15 protein-coding genes are annotated in these 18,614 nt (G+C 68.5%); 6 read left to right on the top strand and 9 right to left on the bottom strand.

Going from position 1 to position 18,614, the window contains the following annotated elements:
- Nucleotides 1-235: 235 nt before the first annotated feature.
- Nucleotides 236-1,150, top strand: a complete 915-nt coding sequence (locus J4H92_RS05290) for an endo alpha-1,4 polygalactosaminidase (protein WP_341783004.1) — start codon at nucleotides 236-238, stop codon at nucleotides 1,148-1,150.
- A gap of 18 nt (nucleotides 1,151-1,168) precedes the next feature.
- On the opposite strand, the gene J4H92_RS05285 is transcribed toward J4H92_RS05290, so the two are convergent.
- The 6 genes from J4H92_RS05285 to J4H92_RS05260 all read right to left on the bottom strand — a co-directional run bounded on the left by J4H92_RS05285 (nucleotide 1,169) and on the right by J4H92_RS05260 (nucleotide 6,645).
- A complete protein-coding gene (locus tag J4H92_RS05285) occupies nucleotides 1,169-1,792 on the bottom strand; it encodes a CGNR zinc finger domain-containing protein (protein ID WP_208096873.1) in 624 nt (207 codons plus the stop codon).
- Nucleotides 1,793-1,912: 120 nt separating this feature from the next.
- Complete coding sequence (locus J4H92_RS05280; RefSeq protein ID WP_208096871.1) at nucleotides 1,913-2,776, bottom strand: alpha/beta hydrolase; 864 nt, start codon at nucleotides 2,774-2,776, stop codon at nucleotides 1,913-1,915.
- Between the two features lie 3 nt (nucleotides 2,777-2,779).
- The gene (locus tag J4H92_RS05275) at nucleotides 2,780-4,015 is read right to left on the bottom strand and encodes an LLM class flavin-dependent oxidoreductase (protein WP_208096870.1); all 1,236 of its coding nucleotides are present in this window, start codon (nucleotides 4,013-4,015) and stop codon (nucleotides 2,780-2,782) included.
- A 49-nt stretch (nucleotides 4,016-4,064) separates the two neighbouring features.
- Entirely contained in the window at nucleotides 4,065-4,823 is a 759-nt protein-coding gene (locus tag J4H92_RS05270) for an ABC transporter ATP-binding protein (protein WP_208096868.1), read from the bottom strand.
- Entirely contained in the window at nucleotides 4,823-5,593 is a 771-nt protein-coding gene (locus J4H92_RS05265) for an ABC transporter permease (protein ID WP_243752051.1), read from the bottom strand. Before J4H92_RS05265 ends, J4H92_RS05270 begins: the two co-directional genes overlap by 1 nt.
- Nucleotides 5,593-6,645 (bottom strand): ABC transporter substrate-binding protein, encoded by a 1,053-nt coding sequence (locus tag J4H92_RS05260; RefSeq protein ID WP_208096864.1) that lies wholly within the window; start codon nucleotides 6,643-6,645, stop codon nucleotides 5,593-5,595. Before J4H92_RS05260 ends, J4H92_RS05265 begins: the two co-directional genes overlap by 1 nt.
- A 367-nt stretch (nucleotides 6,646-7,012) precedes the next feature.
- On the opposite strand from J4H92_RS05260, the gene J4H92_RS05255 reads away from it, so the two are divergent.
- The 4 genes from J4H92_RS05255 (at nucleotide 7,013) to J4H92_RS05240 (ending at nucleotide 9,978) form a co-directional block, all read left to right on the top strand.
- On the top strand, nucleotides 7,013-7,477 hold the full coding sequence (locus J4H92_RS05255) for a hypothetical protein (protein WP_243752018.1): 465 nt from the start codon (nucleotides 7,013-7,015) through the stop codon (nucleotides 7,475-7,477).
- Between the two features lie 108 nt (nucleotides 7,478-7,585).
- Nucleotides 7,586-8,563 carry a VOC family protein gene (locus J4H92_RS05250; protein WP_208096862.1) on the top strand — a complete coding sequence of 326 codons (978 nt, stop codon included), beginning with the start codon at nucleotides 7,586-7,588 and terminating at the stop codon, nucleotides 8,561-8,563.
- A 47-nt stretch (nucleotides 8,564-8,610) separates the two neighbouring features.
- On the top strand, nucleotides 8,611-9,132 hold the full coding sequence (locus tag J4H92_RS05245) for a hypothetical protein (protein ID WP_208096860.1): 522 nt from the start codon (nucleotides 8,611-8,613) through the stop codon (nucleotides 9,130-9,132).
- Between the two features lie 93 nt (nucleotides 9,133-9,225).
- On the top strand, nucleotides 9,226-9,978 hold the full coding sequence (locus J4H92_RS05240) for an alpha/beta fold hydrolase (protein WP_208096858.1): 753 nt from the start codon (nucleotides 9,226-9,228) through the stop codon (nucleotides 9,976-9,978).
- Between the two features lie 122 nt (nucleotides 9,979-10,100).
- On the opposite strand, the gene J4H92_RS05235 is transcribed toward J4H92_RS05240, so the two are convergent.
- Genes J4H92_RS05235 through J4H92_RS05225 form a run of 3 tightly spaced genes read right to left on the bottom strand, consistent with a single transcriptional unit; the run spans nucleotide 10,101 to nucleotide 14,771 of the window.
- On the bottom strand, nucleotides 10,101-12,062 hold the full coding sequence (locus J4H92_RS05235; RefSeq protein ID WP_208096856.1) for a hypothetical protein: 1,962 nt from the start codon (nucleotides 12,060-12,062) through the stop codon (nucleotides 10,101-10,103).
- Between the two features lie 47 nt (nucleotides 12,063-12,109).
- Entirely contained in the window at nucleotides 12,110-13,180 is a 1,071-nt protein-coding gene (locus J4H92_RS05230; RefSeq protein ID WP_208096854.1) for a hypothetical protein, read from the bottom strand.
- 10 nt (nucleotides 13,181-13,190) lie between these two features.
- Nucleotides 13,191-14,771 (bottom strand): dicarboxylate/amino acid:cation symporter, encoded by a 1,581-nt coding sequence (locus tag J4H92_RS05225; RefSeq protein WP_208096852.1) that lies wholly within the window; start codon nucleotides 14,769-14,771, stop codon nucleotides 13,191-13,193.
- Between the two features lie 326 nt (nucleotides 14,772-15,097).
- On the opposite strand from J4H92_RS05225, the gene J4H92_RS05220 reads away from it, so the two are divergent.
- A complete protein-coding gene (locus J4H92_RS05220; RefSeq protein WP_208096850.1) occupies nucleotides 15,098-18,550 on the top strand; it encodes a M1 family aminopeptidase in 3,453 nt (1,150 codons plus the stop codon).
- Nucleotides 18,551-18,614 lie beyond the last annotated feature (64 nt).

The raw sequence follows: 18,614 nt of genomic DNA, 5'->3' as shown, positions 1-18,614 counted from the left end.
ACGAGCGCCCGCCGCGCACCGGCGGCGTCTCCCGCTCTCCGTCGAATACGCACAGGATCAGTGTATTCGTCGCACGGCCCCCCGCTCGAATGGACCCGAACTGCCCGTGAGCACCCGCCGCAGGGACGGGAAGAGCCCGTTCGAGGCCGGCGAGGCGAGGGAGGCGGGAGGGCTCCGGCCCGCACCGGGTCGGCGCTCCCCGCCGATTCCGCGCCGTAGGCGCTACTCTGACGTGGTGACCTCTCCTCGGCCGGCGCCGCATCACGATGACGGCGCGTCTCCGATCCTGGGGCGTCGGAGTCGCGCGCCCCGCGCCCTGATCGCCGCGGCGCTCGCGATCCTCCTGCCGGGCTGCGTCTCCGCCTCGCCGAACGCCGCACCGCCCACGGCGCCTTCGCCGCCCGTCTCGTCGCCGACCATCGTCTTGCCGCCGGTCGGCGCGATCCCCGACTACCAGCTCGGGGGCGCCTACGAGCCGGCCGACGAGGTCGGCGCGGTGGGTCGCGACCGGCTCGCCGCTCCCGTCGAGGGCGCGTACTCGATCTGCTACGTCAACGGCTTCCAGACGCAGCCCGGTGAGCTCGAGACCTGGCCGGACGAGCTCCTGCTGCACGACGAGGGAGTCCCCGTCATGGATCCCGATTGGCCCGACGAGGCCCTGCTCGACACCTCCACGGCCGCCAAGCGGGCGCGCATCCTCGACACGGTGGGGCCCTGGATCTCGGGCTGCGCAGCGGACGGCTTCGACGCGGTCGAGTTCGACAACCTCGACTCCTACACGCGCTCCGACGGTCGGCTCGACCTCGCGGACAACCTCGCGCTCGCGGCCTCCTTCGCCGAGACGGCCCACGCGGCCGGGCTGGCCGCCGGCCAGAAGAACGCGGCCGAGGACGCCGCGCAGTTGCGCACCAGCGCCGGCTTCGACTTCGCGCTCGTCGAGGAGTGCGCGGCCTGGGAGGAGTGCGCGGCGTACGCGGACGTCTACGGGGATCGCGTCATCGACATCGAGTACACCGACCGGCTGCCCCGCTCCTTCGCGGCGATGTGCCGCGATCCCGGGTCTCCCCGTTCGATGGTGCTGCGGGACCGGGCCCTGAGCGCGCCGGACGACCCCGACCACGTCTTCGAGAGCTGCGATGCGGTCGGATGATCCGCACCGCACCGACCGTCACGGCGCGCCGACGGAGCCGATCCCGGCCCGTCGTCGACGGTAGTTGCGCGTTGCGGTCCGGGCGCCGCACTGCACACTGCACCACAGCTTGCGGCCGGCCTGCGACCGGTCGATGAAGATCGTGGGGCATGCGGGATCCGAGCACTCGCGGAGTCGACGCGCTTCCGGGAGGGACAGGATCGAGATGGCCTCGCGGGCCAGTTCCGCCAGGAGGCTCGCGTGGTCGGCCTCCGTCGTGCGCACTTCCACCAGTCCGTCAGCACCCCGGGCGAGGGCCTTCGCCGCGGGCGTCCCGGTCGCCGAGAGGTTCAGACGCTCGAGAGGAGCATCCGCGACCTGCTTGCCGTCGATCGCGCTCCGCGCGATCAGGTAGATGGCGAGCCGCAGCTCGCGCATCCGGTCGAGGAGTTCCGTGCCGATGGGATTCGCGGGCACCGGGAGTCCGGCGCGCCGCAGCCAGCCGTCCCAGGATTCCGGGCCATCGATGCGGTCGAGGCAGATGCCCTCCCACTCGTGAACCGTCTCGATGAGGTTGAGGGGGAGCGCACCGCCGCGGAAGCGGAACTCGTGGAAGACCTCGGGAATGCGGTCCAAGCCGTACTGGTACCGGTACCCATTCATCGCGTCAATCCGTTCCGGGCCTCTGGCGCCCTCCGGCTTCCACTCGGCGGAGGGCCTCATCGTCGTGCATCATTATAGGCTCAGCGTCTCCCGCCGCCAGGACCCGCAAGACCCCGCCCGTCATGCGTGGAGACCGTGCTGTCGCACGAAACCGATCACGGCGCCCGTCACGAGCGGCTCGGCGAACTCCGGCGCCTCGTGGTCCGCACCGGCGATGCGCAGGAGCGTGCTGGTCGCTCCGCGATCGCCGAGCGCCGCGTGAAGCTCCAGGCTCTGCTTCACCGAAACGCAGGTGTCGGCGTCACCGTGAATGTGCAGATAGGGCGGCGCTCCGACATCCACATGGGTGCTGACGATCGGAGACACCGCGGCGTCCCCACCGCTCAGCAGCGCGGCGCCGAGTCTGCGCGGCGGCCAGACCCCGCTTCTGCTGAGGCTCCAGTGGGCGAAGGTTCCCGGCAGGGGGCGCGGCGCGCGTTCGCGCTCGGAGTCCCAGCCGAGAGGATCGTTCACGCCTGCATAGCCGATGACACCGGTCGGACGGACGGTATGGGCGCTCCCGGTCAGACGCTCCCACGCACCGAGGCCGACGAGGCCGGCGAGGTGCCCGCCGGCGGAGGAGCCGGCGAGGAACAACGGCGCGCCCTCGGGCAGACGCTCGGCCAGCCATTCGAAGGCGTCCCCGGCATCCCGCAGCTGAGCAGGGTAGGCCTCTTCACCGCTCAAGGAGTAGTCGGCGGCAGCCACGGCGAACCCGTGCGCGAGCAGACCGTGGAGCCTGGGACCGACCGTGCCATCGTCGCGACCACCGGCAAACCAGCCTCCGCCGTGGAAGTAGAGCACCGCTCCCCGCACCGGCTGCTCCGCCGGGAGCGTCACCTCGACCTCGAGTGCACGCACGAGATTCCGCCCGTAGACGTGGATCCCGGCGGTGAGCGATCCGGGGCGCGGCTTCCGCGCGCGCTTCTGGTCTGCAGCGCTCATCGCTCACTGCTCCAGATCGTCGATGTAGGGGAAGAGATGGTCGGCGACGTGCTGCGCCTCCTGAACGAGCGGCCATCCCGAGAAGATGAAGCGATCCACGCCCGGAATATCGCGCTTGAAGGCCACGAGCTGCGTGGCGACCTCCTCGCCGCTTCCTACGAGGTAGGTGGAGCCGCCCTCGCCGAACACGTCGATGATCCCGATGAACTCGGTGACTCCGGCATAGACCCCGGGGCGGAGCTCCAACTCCTCTATCGTCGGCAGCCGGCCCGAGAGGAGGGCGTCGATCCAGCTCTGGCGCTTCGCGTCCGGAGCGGTGAAGGTCCTCAGGTCGCTCACGCCCCCGGTGAGCTCCTGCAGCCGCCGATTCGTCACCTCGGCGAAAGCCTCCGCGCCCAGCGATTCGAAGCCCTCGTAGAAGGCGTCGAGCGCCTGCCTGCGAGTGCGCCGGACGATCACGCTGCCATGCAACCCGACGCCCTCGAACGCACGTCCGTTGCGAGCCGCCGCCCGCTGCGCATCGGCGACCTGCTTCGCGATCCTGTCGAAGTGCTGGGTCAGGAAGGCGAGATAGACCTCCACCGTGCGGCCCGCGTACTCGATGCCAGCCGGCGAACCACCGGCTCCCCAGAGCGGCACGTGGGGCGTCTGGAACGGGCCGTAGGGTTCGCCGATGGCGGCGTCCGCGGAGACCGGGGCGCCGACGAAGCCGCCCGGCTCGAGGCCGCTCGCGCCTCCGAGGTGAACGATACCGTCGTCGGGCTCGCCCGGACGCGCGTGCTCGTCGAGGTAGGTGCCCGCATAGTCCACGGACCCTCCCTCGTAGAAGGCGGTGACGATCCTCCAATACTCGCTGCTCAGCCGGTAGCGCTCGTCCTTCGGGGTGCGCACGCCGAAGTTGCGCAGCTGCGCGTCCTGGCCGTTCACCAGGTTGAACAGCAGTCGGCCGCCGGAGAGCTTGTCGAAGGTGAGCGCCTGCTGCGCCAATAGCCGTGGGTTCGTGAGCCCGGGATAGATCGGCACGAGGAACCGCAGTCGCTCCGTCACGCCGATCAAGCTGCTGACCGAGATCAGAGGATCGCCCGAGGACGTGCCGTGCAGTACGCCGTAGAAGCCCAGCCGATCGAAGGTCTGCGCCGCGCTCTGCAACTGGCTGAGGCTGCCGTCATAGCGACCGTTGGGATCCCAGGGGAATCGGCCGTCGATCGCTTTGAGGTACCAGAGAAACTTGGTTGACATGGCGGGCCTTTCGTGGGGGTCGGGAGCTATGGGCGAAGCGACGGGGTGATCAGAATGAGGAGACATCGACGCCGAGCGCGGCGAGGAGGCGGTCTCGCACGGCGACGAAACGGGGGGTCGAGCGTTTGCGGGGATGAGGGGCGTCGATCTGCTCGTCGAGTGCGATGCCGCCGTCCTGCAGCACGATCACACGATCCGCGAGCGCCACGGCCTCATCGACGTCGTGGGTGACGAGGAGCGCGCCAAAGCCGTGCTCCGCCCGCAGAGAGAGGCTGAGCTTCTGGATGTCGAGCCTGGTCAGCGCGTCGAGCGCGGCGAAGGGCTCGTCGAGCAGCAGGAACCTGGGCCGGGTCGCCAGGGCACGCGCCACTCCCACGCGTTGCGCCTCTCCGCCGGAGAGCAGCCCCGGCCAGCTGTCCCGGTGGTGCTCCAGCCCCACCTCGGCCAACAGCCCGGTCGCGATGTCTCGGCGTCCCGCTCCGGAGAGCCCGAGCGCGACGTTCTTCCAGACTCGCTTGTTCGGAATGAGTCTGGGCTCCTGGAACACCACGCTGTGCGGCACGAGGATCTCGGCTCCGCCCGCGCTCGGAGCCTCCAGGCCGCTCAGGATCCGCAGGATCGTCGTCTTGCCGCTGCCGCTCTTGCCGAGCAGGGCGACGAGCTCTCCCGCCCTGATCTCGAGGTCAATGCCGTCGAGCACCGTGCGCGGACCGTACCGCTTCGTGAGGCCGCGGAGCGCAGCGACGACGGGCTCCCGCGCACCGCCCGGGCGAACGGCGCCGACGGTCCCGTTCCGATCTATCGACATCAGCGCACCGCCTTCTTCCCCCGCCACGGCGTGGCCAGCTTCTCGATTCCCCTGACCAGCCCGTCCGCCGAGATACCCAGGATCGCGTAGATGAACACCACGAGGAACAGCACGTCCATTCGCACGAACTGCATCGCCTGCGCCGCCAGATAGCCGAGGCCGCTCGACGCGTTCAGGGTCTCTGCGAAGACGAGCATGATGAATGCGTAGATCGAGGCCTTACGCAGGCCGTTGAAGATGAACGGCAGTGCCGCCGGGATGATCACCCCGAAGATCACCTGTGCTCGCGGCAGGCCGAACACGCGGCCGACCTCCAAGAGTTTCTTATCGACGTTGCGTAGACCGCTGTAGGTATCGATGTAGAGGTTCGGCACGATCACGAGGATGATCAGCAGGAGCCGCGGCAGTTCACCGAAGCCGAACCAGACGATGAACAGCGGCAGCACGATCGTGAGCGGTATCGCCCGGAACAACTGCACACTCGGATCTATCAGCAGTTCGACGGGCCGGAAGAACCCGCTCAGCACGCCGAGAGCGATGCCGAGCACCGAGCCGATGACGAAGCCGGCACCAGCGCGCTGCAGCGACACGAGCAGGTGCTGCTGGAGCAGGCCCTGCTCCCAGAGCGTCGCCGCCGCCGCCCAGATCAGCCTGGGCGACGAATAGACCCGCGTGTTCAACCATCCCTGCTCGGTGCCGAGCCACCAGACGAGCAGCACGGCCAGCGGCAGGATCAGGCCTGCCCCGATCCGCAGCAGACGGAAGCGCATCACTCGCCGTAGTCGTAGTCGACGCTGTCGAGCACGTCGTTGAACCGCCCGTCGAAGGTCGCGTCGATGCTGGTGATTGGATTGCTCAGATCACCGGCTTCGTAGAGCAGTCGCGCCGACTTCTCGGCGCCGGCGAACAGCGCTTCGTCGAACGCGATCGAGCGAGTTCCTTCGTGCTGGCTGATCGTGAAGTCGGCGCTCTCGGGGGTCTGGGCGCCCGTGGTCGTGAGCACCTCCTTGACGACCTCCGGATTGGCGTCGTACCACTCCGAGTTGAAGGTGTTCACGCGAATCAGGAAGTCCTCGATCACCGCTGCCTGCTCGGGATCCTCCAGGGCATCGCTCAACACCGCATAGCCGGGGAACACCGCGATTCCGAGTTCGTCGGCCGAGTAGAAGACCTCCGCCTCGCCGGACTCGAGGAGGTCGAAGAACGCAGAGGAGAACGCCGTCACCACGTCGGCCTGCCCTGCGATGAACGCGGCCACGTTGTCCTCGGTCTCGAGCGGCACGATGTCGTCCTCGGTGAGGCCGGCCTCTTCGAGCGAGGCGAGGTAGGCCGTGGGCGTGTCGCCTCCGATGCCGAAGGCCCAGGTCTTGCCGCGCAGATCCTCGGCCGTCTCGATGCCCGCATCGGCGCGCACCGCGGTCACCACCTTCGGGATGTCGTCGTGCGCCGGCGGCGCGAACCCGGCGATCAGCTTGACCGGCGCCGTCTCGCTGGTCCACTCCGGGATCTCCTCGGCCTGCTGACGCAGCGCGGTGGTCACTCCGTACAGCGCGATATCGAGGGTGCCCGCGTTGAGCGCCGCGGTCTGCTCCGCGAAGCCGACGTCAGTGCCCTGCAGTTCGTAGGGCGCATCCTCGAAGATCCCGGAATGCTCGAAGAGCTCGAAATCGGCCGCGGCGAGACCGCCGACGGTGAGCGTGGGCTTCGCGGCCCCCGCGTCTCCGGATCCGCCGTCGTCCGTGGCCGCACAGCCACCGAGCAGGAGGAGCGCCGCAGCGGTCGATGCGAGCAGCGCGCGACGGCGCGGTACGAGGGTGGTCATGGTCATCTCTCCTAGAACTCGGTGCGATCGTGACCCCGCGTTGCCCGATGGTCCGGAAGATGGCGATCACGCGGATCAATGGGAGTCATTACTTGATCCAATAACAGCATCCATTCGCGCCACGAACAATATCGCGAGTAACGCCTGGAAATATCGCTAAACATTGCTTCATGTCGGTGCACTCGGGATTGATTTCGGTTATGGCTCAATACGTGACAGAACCGCGAACATCCTTTTCGCCCCAAGTATGCTGCGCGGTTGCGCACCGGCCCAGGCTTCGCCTACGCCTTCTAGCGGTGCGACGGGGCCGGGAATCGCTGAGCCGGAGGCGTCGCGCGCCGGCACCCGGACCGGCGAGAATGGAAGCATGTCGCGATCAGCAGTCGTTCCCAGGGCGCTCGGGGTCGCGCTCGCGATCCTGGGCTGGTTCAACCTGCTCTCCGCCGCGGCCGGAATGCTGGGGCTCACGATCGGAGGCGGAATGGGCATCCCGCTCGAGTGGATCGAGGGGAGTCCTTTCTCGTCCTACTTCTGGCCGGGCATCATCCTCGGCGTGGTGGTCGGCGGTGTCCAGGCGCTCGCGCTGATCGCGCAGCGCCGCGGCTTCCGGCTCGCCTGGGGGCTGCACGCCGCGGCCGGGCTCGTCATGATGATCTGGATCTTCGTGGAGATCGCGATCATGCTCGTCTGGTCGCCCCTGCACGGGATCTACTTCGTCGCCGGGCTCCTGCAGACGGTCGCAGCGGTGCTCGCCCTGGGGGCCTGGCCCCGGCCGTTCCTGGCGCGCGAGCCCGCGAAGGGCGCGACGAAGCCCGCATCGGCGGACGCGTAGACGACGGCGGACGCCCGCCCGGCTCGGCTCCCCGCACTCCGCACCCCGCCCGAACCACCGGAGCGATTCCCAGGAATGCGCCGCGAAGCGCGCACGTTCGCTTATGACATGGCCGAAATCGCACGCCCCTCCCGCGCCCGACTCCTCGCCGTCCTGGGCGCCGGCATCGCCGCACTCGCCATCGGCGGCACGATCTGGGGCGTCTCCGTCGCGCGGCCCGACGCCGGCGCGGGTCCGCCGAGCGCAGCGCTGCCGGATGACGCGGCGATGGGAGCCGTCGAGCTCAACGTCCGCGACCTGGATCTCGTCCGCGACTACTACGCCGACGCGGTCGGGCTCGAGGTGCTGAGCGACTCGGCGACCGGCGCCGAACTCGGCCTGAGCACTCCGCTCATCCGCCTGGTGCCCATCGACGAGGGAGAGGCGGGGTCCACGCCGAACGAGGCCGGGCTCTATCACTCCGCGATCCTCTACCCCGACGAGGCCGCGCTGGCGCGGACGCTGATGACCCTCGCGGAGACGGCGCCCGACTCGTTCCAGGGGTCTGCGGACCACGCGGTGAGCCAGGCGTTCTACTTCGCCGATCCCGAGGGGAACGGTCTCGAACTGTACGTCGACCGTCCCGAGGACGAGTGGGTGTGGGACGACGGCGAGGTGCGCATGGGATCGGCCGAGCTGGATCCGAACTCCTTCATCCAGGCGCATCTCGACGGGGACGATCGGAGCCCCGCCGCCGCCGCCTCGATGGGTCACGTGCACCTGAGAGTCGGCGACCTCGCCGCGGCGGAGGCGTTCTACGCCGACGCGCTCGGCTTCGCCGTGACCTCCCGCGCCGACGGCGCGGTCTTCTACTCGGCGGGCGGCTATCATCACCACCTCGCTACCAACGTCTGGCAGAGCCCGGGAGCCGAGGAGCGCAGCAACCCGGTCGGCCTCGGGGCGCTGACCCTCACCCTCGCGGAGGAGGACCAGCTCGACGCCCTCGTCGCGCGGCTGGACGAGGCGGGTCTCGAGCACCGGGCCTTCGGCACGGGCGTCGCCACCGCGGATCCCTGGGGCAACGAGCTGCGCGTCGTCCTACGGTGACCGGCAGCTCGGGCAGTCGCCTCGCCGGACCTCTACAGTAGTGGACTATGGACGGCGCACCGAAACCGCAGGATCCGCTTCCGCTCTCGCGCTCGATGTCGACGGAGGAGGGCGTCTACGGGCTGATCCTCGTCGCGGGACTCGTCGCCGCCTCCGGCGCCGCCCGCGCGTCGGCGCTGCAGACGCTGGTCTTCGTCGGCATCACGGTGCTCGTGTTCTGGGCGGCCCACGTCTACGCCGGCACCGTGGCGGAGCACGGGAGCGCGGGGACGGATCGCGAGCCGGTCGGCCTCAGACGCGCGATCCGACGGGCCATGCGGCGCTCCCGCGGGCTGCTGATCGCCACGCTGTTCCCCGCGGCACCGCTGCTGCTCGGAGCGATCGGAGCCCTCGGCGACCGGCTCTCGATCTGGGTCTCGCTCTGGGTGAGCGTGGGCATGCTCGCGATGCTCGGCTATCTCGCGTACCTGCGGAAGGGCGCGAGCCTCCATCAGCGGCTGCTGGGCGCCGCGGCGACGGCCTCCTTCGGCATCGTCATCATCGTCGCGAAGGCGATCGTCACGCACTGATCGCCCGCCGCGCCTCCGGGCCCCGGACCCCGACGTCTCGGGCTCGCGCTCGCGCGGCCGCGCGAAGTCCCGAGGACGCGCTACCCTGAGCCCATGAGCGGCAGGGAGCGACGGTACGAATCCGGCGAGGTGACGATGGCGTTCACCGAGCATGGCGAGCGCGGCGAGCGGGCCTTCGTCCTGGTCCACGGGATCGGGATGGGCCGGATCGTCTTCTCCGGCGTGTCCGAGGTGCTCGGGAGCGCGGGCAGAGTGCTCGCCGTCGACCTCCCGGGCTTCGGCGACTCGCCCGAACCCGGGACGGCGGCGACGCTGGAGGAGACCGCGGCGGTCGTGGCGCGGTTCATCGACGAGCAGACCTCCGAGCGCGTGGTGCTCGTCGGGCACTCCATGGGCACCCAGATCGTCGCGGAGATCGCGCGGAACCACCCGGACCGCGTGGAGACGCTCGTGCTGATCGCCCCCACGGTCAACCGGTACGAGCGGACCGCCGCGAAACAGGCCCTGCGCATGGTCCAGGATCTCGCGGGCGAGGGGCCGAAGGTGCTGCTGACGGGGCTGGCGGAATACGTCAAGACGAGCCCGCTCTGGTTCGTCAACAAGCTCAGGTTCATGCTGAACCACCGCCTCGAGGATCTCTGCCCGGACATCGCGGTGCCGACGCTGGTGCTGCGCGGGGAGCACGACCGGGTCTGCCCGCGCGGCTGGGTCGAGGAGGTCGCGGAGGCGCTTCCCAGGGGCGTGAAGCAGGAGATCCCCGGGCGCGGCCACGAGGCGGTCATCAAGAGCCCCGAGCCGGTCGCCTCGATGATCCTCGATCACCTGTCGGGCCTCGGACCGGACTGACGCGAACGCCCTCGGGCGTTCCGCTCCAAACGGTGCCGCGCGTGCGTCAGCGTCGGATACCGCTGACGCGAACGGGGCGGAGGGGTGCGCGCGCACCCCTCCGCCCCGCAGGACGAACGCTCCTACTTGACCTTGGCGGTCCGCTTGCTCGTCTTCGTCACCGTGGTGTATCCGGCCTTCTTACCGGTGACCTTGACGGTGATCCGCTTCTTCTTCAGCGACTTGTTGATCTTCAGCGTGGACTTCGTCGCCTTCTTGATCGCCTTGCCGTTCGCGTACCAGCGGTAGGTGAACTTCGTTCCCGAGGTCCAGCTCCCGCGGGTGACGCTGAGCTTCTTGCCGACCCGCGCCGTGCCCTTGACCTTCGGCACGGCCGACTTCAGCGACGCCCTCGCCACCGACTTCGTCGCGGCGCTGGTCTCGGTCGTGGTCCGATGCCCGAGCAGGCTGCCGGTGACGGCGACCGAGATCCGCTTGCCGAGATCCGCGGTCTTCAGGGTGTAGCTCGACTTGGTGGCTCCCGTGATGTCGGCCCCGCCGCGCTTCCACTGGTAGCTCAGCTTCGTGCCCGTCTTCCAGGTGCCCGGCCTCGCGGTCAGCTTCGCGCCGAACCTCGCCGTTCCGCTGATCGTCGGGACCGCGCTCGGCAGCGCCTGCAGCTTGACCTGGTCGAAGAACGTCTTCGAGTCGGCGACCGCCTTCGCGGCGAAGGCGTACTGGAGCGCCAGCTGCGCCTCGTCCGTGACGTAGCCGGGGAGGCCGAGCACGTACCACCACTCGGTCATGTACTCGGTGAAGGTGCCGTCCTCGTTGCGCTGGATCCACTCCTGCACGACGGGGGCGGCGCTTCCGCCCTCCTCGGTGTTCGCCCGGTCGTACTCGAGCAGGTAGGGGGCCTGCAGCTTCGGGGCCTTCTGCAGTTCCTGGGTGGTGTCGCCGCCCGGGTAGTAGGAGACCTGGTGGCCGGCGTTCGCGCTGCTCAGCTGGTACTGGGTCTTCAGGTTGGGGAGGTACTCGCTGACCAGGTCGCCGTACAGGTAGGAGGTCGGACGGGTCCTGGCCTGGCCCTGCGAGGTGTAGTTGTAGTTGTCGCGGATGTGCAGCGCGTTGCTGGAGGCGCCGTCGAGTCGCAGGTCGAAGTTGTAGACCGTCTCGACGCCGGTCCGGACCGCGTCGTCGTTGACCGGCTTGAGCACCGCGCGGGTGTTGTGGCACCAGGTTCCGCCGAAGAGGATCACATGGTTGCCGTCGCTCTCCAGCAGGTTCACGAGCTCGGGGTAGGTGATGCTCTTGATGCGGAAGTCGCTGTCGGCGTCGGTGAGGATGTCGCCGCCGTACTTCTCCGGGTCCCCATAGGCGGAGGCGTGCTTCCGGTTGTTCTCGGTCTTGAAGAAGTGGAACTGGCTGCTCGTGTCGAGATCGGCCTGCGTCGTCCCCGCGGCGGAGACGGCGTCGAAGACCGTCGCGACCTCGGCCCGGTAGGCGGTCTGCTCGGCGGTGGTGTCGAGATCCGCGGCGGTCTTGGCCTGGTCCAGCGCCGCGACGATGCGATCCTCGTCGGCGCCGACCGTGCGATCCTTGTCGTAGATGAAGAAGTAGGGATCCTCGCCGTCGTAGGCGAAGGGCGTGCCGAGGTCCTTGCTCAGATAGTCGTTCTTCAGCCGCTCGCCGAGCGCGGCGATCTCTGCGACGTCCGAGTCGCGCACGTCGAAGGCGTCCCCGTCGAGTCGCGGATCGAAGTTGTAGATCTTCTCGACTCCGTACTGCTTCGCGACCTCGTTGATGTGAGGAATCGTCGCGGTGATCGTCTCGTCCTCGGTGCCGCCGAAGAGGAAGGCGTAGGTGCCCTCCTGCCCCAGGAGGAACTCGAAGCGCTCGAAGGTGACCGTCTCGAAGACGCTGTCCTCGCCGAGCCCCGGGTAGGCGTCGGCGAAGTAGTCCACCGGTGCGGCGGGCTCGGCGGTGTCCGCGAGCGCGGCGGTCGGGAGCGCCGCGACACCGGTCACGGATCCCGTCGCCGCGAGGGCGAAGGCGGTGAGGAGGCCGAGGCCCCTCCTCCGCTGGGTGGGCGGGGTGATGGACATGGTGGGGGTTCCTTTCGGGGTGGGAGTCGTACGGTGTGACGTTCGGTTTACTGCCAGGCGGGCTGGAGCGCGGGTTGGACCTGCGGCCTGTTCCGCTTGCGGATGGCGTGGACGCCGAGGGTGGCGCCCGCGGCCGCCAGCAGGACGATGAGGATGGCCGAGCCGATGAGGGGCTGGGAGAGCCCCGCCGAGGTGGGCGATGCGAGGATCGTGACCGCCTGCTTGGCGATCTCCTCCCCGCCGTTCAGCACCACGACCGTGTGCTGGCCGGGAGGCAGGTCCTCGGGCAGCGTCGCGGTCAGGACGAACGCGCCCTCCCCGTCGGCCTCGATGTTCGCGAGCAGGCGCGGCGTCGAGTGGATCTCGACGGCGAGTTCCTCGGCCTCGTCGAAGCCCTGTCCGTTGATCGTGATGCTGCCGCCGGGGGCGAGCTCGCCAGCGACGGTGAGCTCCGGGTCCGCGGCGACCTCCTTCTTGGAGCTCGACTTCTTGCCGCTCTTCTTCTTGCTCTTCTTTTTCTTCTTCTCGGTCTTCTTCTCCGCGGAGTCGTCGTCGGTCTCGACAGCGGTCTCCGCGGTCTCCCCCGTCTCCGCCGAGGTCGATCCGCCGTCGCCCGAGCCCGAACCCGAGCCGCCGCCCGAGCCCGATCCGCCGCCCGAGCCGGAACCGCCGCCCGAGCCCGAACCCGAGGATTCCTTCTTGCCGCTCGAGGAGCCCGAGCCGCCGGTCTTCTTCGATTCGCCCGAGCCGCCGCCCGAGCCCGAACCCGAGCCGGAACCGGAGCCGCCGCCCGAGCCGGAACCGCCGCCCGTGCCCGGCGTGGTGGCGGGAATCGGGAAGGGACCGCTCGGCTCGAACACGCTGTCATAGGGCTGATAGCCGAGACGGGCGCATTCGCCGGCGTTGAACACGCCCTCGATGTTGCAGATGTCGCAGACCTTCCGCGCCTCCGCGTAGTTCGATTCGTTCGCGGTGGCCGGCTGCTGCTCGCTCGCGAGCACGGCGCCGCTCGCCACGAGCAGTCCGAGCGCCGCGAGCGCAACGCCGCGCCTCAGCGTCGAACGCGACGACGCGATCGACCTCTTGGCGCCCCCGAGAGAAGAGAAGAAACGTGACATCGATGAACTCCTAGATCTCGCACTGCCCGGTCGGCGCAGTGTACTTCTGCTCGGCGCTCGGCCGGTCGAGCACCGCGGTGGGCGCGGTCTCGTCCGACTCGCCGCCGAGGCCGTGGCGCGGCCGGATGTCGGCGCCATCCCCGGCGGCCGCGCCTCCCGTCGCCGCGACGAACGCCGCGCTGCCCGCTGCGGCACCGGCCACGACCCGCTGGTCGAGGGGCCGGGTCGCCTCGGCTCCGCCCTCGGGCGGATCCTCGTCGTAGACCGCTCGTTCCGTGAAGATGTCGTCGTCGAGCTCGTTCTGCCTCCGGCCGACGATCGCTGCGGCCGTCGCCGCAGCCGACACGTTCGCCATCGTGCTGACCGTGCCGACGAGGGCGTTCACCGGCACCAGCAGCACCACGATCTCCACGGGGAGGCCGACCGCGCTCACCACCGCCGTCGCCGTGATGAGCGCCGTGCCGGGCACGCCCGCCGTGCCCAGCGAGACCAGCAGGCCGAGCACCACCAGCACGACATAGTCCTGGAACCCGTAGTCGATGCCGAGCGCGTTGACACCGAAGATCGCGACGAGAATCGGCCAGACGCCGGCGCAGCCGGGCATCCCGATCGTCGTGCCGAGCGGAGCCGTGAAGTTGGCGACGTCCTCCGACACTCCCACCTTGCGCACGAGCGCGCTGGTCGTGAGCGGAAGCGTGCCGATGCTGCTCTGCGTCGTGAAGGCCGTGTACTGGGCGGCGGTGAGCTTCTTGAAGAACGCGGACGGACTGACGTCGGCCCACACCCGCAGCAGCACCCCGTTCACCAGATAGGCGCTCGCGAAGCTCGCGACGAACGCGAGGAGCACGACGGAGAAGTACGCCCACACCGTCTCGATGCTCGCGGTCACCCGGGCGGCGGAGTCGGCGATGATCACCAGGACGGCGTAGGGCGTGAGCTCGATGATGAAGCCGACGGCCTTGAAGAGGACCAGCTTCACCGCGTCGACGAAGTCCTTGAAGGGCCGCACCGTCTCCTCGCCCTTCTTCGAGGCCACGGCCAGGTAGGCGACGGCGAGCACCAGGGAGGTGACGATGATGGGGATGATGCTGTTGCTCGCGATGTCGCCCACGACGTTGCTGGGGAAGAAGCCGACGATCACCTGATCGAGCGGCGTCACGAGCTCCGTGTAGCCGGAGCCGTCGACGCCCTCGAGCTGCGGGTCGAATCCCTTGCCCACCTGGAAGAACAGGGCCAGCCCGAGGGTCAGGAAGATCGCGATGAGGTTGGTGAGCAGCAGCCAGAACACCGAGCTGACGCCGATGCTGCGGAGCTTCGCGATGTTCCCGAGCGAGGTGACGCTGGAGAGGATCGACACGATGATGAGCGGCGCCACCACGGCGGAGATGATGCGGACGTAGATGTCGCCGGCCGGCGTGATCAGGTCGAGATGGTCGCGGAACACGATCCCGATCCCCACGCCGAGGAACAGCGCGACGATGATCAGCACGCTGAGGTTGGCGATGCGCCGTCTGCGGAGCACGAAGATGCCCGCGGAGGCGGCGACGGCGACGGCGAGCGCGATGACGCCGCTCCAGTCGAAGGATTCCATAAGCGGCGCTTACTCCTCGGATCACGAAACAGTACTGAAGAGTCAGGATAAGCAGGCCGCGCGCTTCGGGGCGGCTATATGTCGCTTCGTTACGCCGTTGTCGCCTCTCTGGCGGAAATATTTCTTCCTATGTCTTCAATATTTCTTTACATTGCTCCAGCGTTTCCTTTCTTTACGGACACTCTTCGGTTCCTACTGAAAACTGTCAGGCTTTCGTCGCAAGTCGGGGCCTCCGCGGGAGGGCGCCAGCCCGCGGAGGCGCGCAGCCTCCGGTCATGACCTCTGATCCCCGCACCCACGCATCACGAACCAGAAAGGAAAAGACCGTGATCTTTTCGTCAAGGACCGGGAAGGTGCTCGCCTCCGCGGCGGTGCTCTCCCTGGTGGGCGGATTCCTCTCCACGACGGCCGCGAACGCCGTCGAGGAGGCCCCGCCGGCCGCCATCGAGTCGGACGTCGACTTCTTCGCCGACTCCTACCCCGCGCTCGAGCCCGACAGCGTCTTCGCCTCCACGCAGTACGAGTACCTGACCGACATCCTGGGGAGCAACGGCACCTATGCGATCGTCTTCGGAGGACCGCATCAGGACAGCACGCAGAACACCATCGCGCACATCGACGACGTCGCCCGCGACTACGGCGTGGACACGGTGTACCATTTCGATCCGCTGCTGGGCGGCGACGTGCTCGACATCACCGACCCCACCGGCAGCGTCGCCTTCGGCAGCAACAACTACTACAAGCTGTTCACCGACCTGAAGAGCCGGCTGATCAACATCGACCCGGCCTACGAGGACTCCTCGGACACCTATGTGTTCACCTACGACAAGAACCACACGGATGCGAACGGCGACTCGGCGCCCATCATCTCGGGCGTCGTCGAGGACTCCGCGAACTTCACGAGCGACGCCGAGGTGGCGGAGTACCGCGCCAAGCTGGCGCAGGTGTTCGACGCGGTCAAGGGCGAGGACGGCAGGGCGCAGCTCGACACGCGCGACCAGTTCGACTACTTCCGCACGACCCACACCGCCAAGGGCAACGATCAGACGATCATCCCCGAGGAGTCGCGCGACGGCTGGGTGCTCGAGGCGATCACCTATCCGGAACTGGTCCATCTGCTCGAGAGCGGCGGATCGCATACGATCACGACGGGCAACGCGTGGTGCCCGAACGCCCGCGCGATCTACCGCTGGCTGAACGACAACGCGGTCGAGAACGGCATCAAGAAGGTCTACGTCTTCGACGTGCGCCTCGACGGTGCGAGCAACAACTTCAGCATCACGAACGACAGCAACCGCTTCAACTTCCTGGACGCGAAGCTGATCGAGGACTACTTCACGAACGCGCAGACGGACATCACCAACCCGCAGCTGAAGTACTACCCGGACGGCGACACCTCCCAGGAGCAGCTCACCACCGCGGGGCGCAAGTTCCTGAATCCCTTCGTCTTCCAGTACCAGAAGGACCACGTCGACGCCGAGGGCAACCCGAAGCCGCTGAAGCACCAGTGGACCTACGCGAACGCGGAGGGGGATCCGAAGGAGTACCAGCTGACCTGGGCGAACACCAAGAACTGGGACAAGCGCGAGGTTCCCGACACCCCGACGGGCCAGCTGACCAAGCAGGGCCTCGAGCAGTTGGAGACCTTCTTCGAGGAGGTCGCGGCGGACCGCGCCACCCTGCTGCCGAACGATCCGGGCGATCGGCCCCGCGAGGGTCGTCTCTCGGCGACCGCCGCCGACGGCTGCGGCGACGAGGACGACCTCATCGACATCAGCTACTCGGAGAACCTGCTGCCCAACAGCGGCACCACCGACTACGACGTCCGGCACTACGACATCGATCTCGAGTACGCTCCCGGTGAGACGAGCTCCAAGACCAGTGTGACCGCGAAGACCACCATCAGAGCGGTCTCGAGGAAGAGCCTCACGAGGATCAGCCTCGATGCGCGGCGGTTCAACATCCAGTCGTTGAAGGTGAACGGCGCGGCTGCGGCGAGCTACCAGCAGATCAACATCGATCACGGCGACATCCAGAAGCTCCACGTGACGCCGGCGACGCCGGTCGCCGAGGGGGCGGAGTTCACCGTCGAGGTCGAGTACACGACCGGCACCGTCGATGCGTTCAAGGCCGCGGGAGAGTCCAACCAGGGCTTCTTCCCCTCCCAGAACAGCAAGGGCGCGACCGCTCTCGGCCAGCCCTTCGGATCGACCTACTGGTTCCCCAACAACAACAGCACGATCGACCGGGCGACGTACCGGGTCGCGTTGACGGCTCCTCAGGAGCTGACCGGCGTGGCGATCGGCGAGTTGGAGTCGATCAAGCGCAAGGACGGGAAGGTCACCCGCACCTGGGTGCAGAACACGGGCACGATCCCCTATCAGACGCTGGCGTCCTTCGGCGACTACAAGGAGTTCAAGCAGAGCCATGAGCTCCGCGACGGTCGCGTGATCACGCTCCGCAGCTACGCGGATCGCACGCTCTACAACTCGAGCACGGCCAAGCAGCTGCAGATCGAGAAGCAGCTCCAGTCCCAGTCCGCGGTCATCGACTGGGCGGAGGGCCGCTTCGGCGCCTACCCGGGCGTCGCCGGAGGCGCGGTCTACGAGGAGCTGCTGAACGCGAGCCGCGAACCCATCGCGCTCGGCGGGCTGGAGACCAACGGCCGGATCTTCTACTCGCGCGTTCCCGGGGGCAACACCTTCGTGCACGAGTACATCCACCAGTGGTTCGGCAACGGGGTGACCATCGGCAGCTACAACGATCTGTGGCTCAACGAGGGGTTCGCGACCTACTTCGCGAACGTCTACTACGAGGACACCGCAGACCTCGACGCCGTCGAGCAGTACCGCCAGTGGTTCGCCGCGAACGACGACGACGACTTCTGGGCCGTCGCACCCGGCGCCCTCGGCAGCGAGGCGAATCTCTTCAGCAACGCCGTGTACGGGCGGGGCGGCTACGTGCTCGCGGCGCTCCGCGTCGCCGTCGGCGACGAGCTCTTCACCGAGTTCGTGCGCGAGTGGTTCGCCGCGAAGGTGGGCGGTTCGGGCACCACCGCGGAGTTCGCCGAACTGGCCGAAGAGGTGACGAACCGTGATCTGGGAGAGTTCTTCGGCGCCTGGCTCTACGGAGCGGGCCGCCCCGACGCCTTCCCCAGCGAGCAGCTGCCCGAGCGCGAGCCGGGCGCGGAGAAGGCGACGCCGACGGTGTCGGTCAAGCCGGGCAAGGCGTCGGTGCGCTACGGCGCGGCGAACACGGCCCGGATCACGGTCCGCGCCGACGGCGCAGCCGCCGAGGGGCACGTGAAGGTCAGCTACGCGGGCAAGACCGTCGCCTCGCGGGCGAAGCTCACCGGCGGCACCGCCACGGTGACGCTGCCCAAGACCGTCAAGCCCGGCAGCCGGAACCTCTCGGTCGCCTACCTCGGCACCGAGACCGTCGCGGCCGGCCAGGCCACGACCACCGTCCGGGTCCTCAAGGCCAAGACGACGGTCGGCGCGAAGCTCGCGAAGAAGTCGGTCAAGGCCTCCCAGCGCGGCAGGGTCGTGGTCAACGCGAAGCTGAGCGGCGCCTCGGGCGTGCATCCGACCGGGAAGGTGCAGGTGCTGCGCGGCTCGAAGGTGATCAAGACGGTCACGCTGAAGGCCTCGCAGAAGGGGCGCACGACGGTGACGCTGCCGAAGCTGAAGAAGGGCACGCACCAGCTGCGCGTCAAGCTGCCGAGCAGTTCCACCCGGTCCGCGGTGACGAGTAAGCGCGTCACCCTCAGGGTGCGCTGAGCGCGGAGCGGACACGACGCCTCGGGCCCGGATCCTCGAAGGATCCGGGCCCGATCGCGTCGCG

The organism is Leucobacter weissii (assembly GCF_017565745.1).
Lineage (GTDB): Bacteria > Actinomycetota > Actinomycetes > Actinomycetales > Microbacteriaceae > Leucobacter > Leucobacter weissii.
This window is presented reverse-complemented; position numbering and strand designations above follow the sequence as displayed.

Excerpts from the sequence above, each read along its gene's own strand:
- J4H92_RS05250 (WP_208096862.1), top strand. The coding sequence starts at position 7,586 with ATGGCCGAAATCGCACGCCCCTCCCGCGCCCGACTCCTCGCCGTCCTG.
- J4H92_RS05245 (WP_208096860.1), top strand. The coding sequence starts at position 8,611 with ATGGACGGCGCACCGAAACCGCAGGATCCGCTTCCGCTCTCGCGCTCG.
- J4H92_RS05285 (WP_208096873.1), bottom strand. The coding sequence starts at position 1,792 with ATGAATGGGTACCGGTACCAGTACGGCTTGGACCGCATTCCCGAGGTC.
- J4H92_RS05270 (WP_208096868.1), bottom strand. The coding sequence starts at position 4,823 with ATGTCGATAGATCGGAACGGGACCGTCGGCGCCGTTCGCCCGGGCGGT.
- J4H92_RS05280 (WP_208096871.1), bottom strand. The coding sequence starts at position 2,776 with ATGAGCGCTGCAGACCAGAAGCGCGCGCGGAAGCCGCGCCCCGGATCG.
- J4H92_RS05235 (WP_208096856.1), bottom strand. The coding sequence starts at position 12,062 with ATGTCCATCACCCCGCCCACCCAGCGGAGGAGGGGCCTCGGCCTCCTC.
- J4H92_RS05225 (WP_208096852.1), bottom strand. The coding sequence starts at position 14,771 with ATGGAATCCTTCGACTGGAGCGGCGTCATCGCGCTCGCCGTCGCCGTC.
- J4H92_RS05255 (WP_243752018.1), top strand. The coding sequence starts at position 7,013 with ATGTCGCGATCAGCAGTCGTTCCCAGGGCGCTCGGGGTCGCGCTCGCG.
- J4H92_RS05265 (WP_243752051.1), bottom strand. The coding sequence starts at position 5,593 with ATGCGCTTCCGTCTGCTGCGGATCGGGGCAGGCCTGATCCTGCCGCTG.
- J4H92_RS05240 (WP_208096858.1), top strand. The coding sequence starts at position 9,226 with ATGAGCGGCAGGGAGCGACGGTACGAATCCGGCGAGGTGACGATGGCG.
- J4H92_RS05230 (WP_208096854.1), bottom strand. The coding sequence starts at position 13,180 with ATGTCACGTTTCTTCTCTTCTCTCGGGGGCGCCAAGAGGTCGATCGCG.
- J4H92_RS05275 (WP_208096870.1), bottom strand. The coding sequence starts at position 4,015 with ATGTCAACCAAGTTTCTCTGGTACCTCAAAGCGATCGACGGCCGATTC.
- J4H92_RS05260 (WP_208096864.1), bottom strand. The coding sequence starts at position 6,645 with ATGACCACCCTCGTACCGCGCCGTCGCGCGCTGCTCGCATCGACCGCT.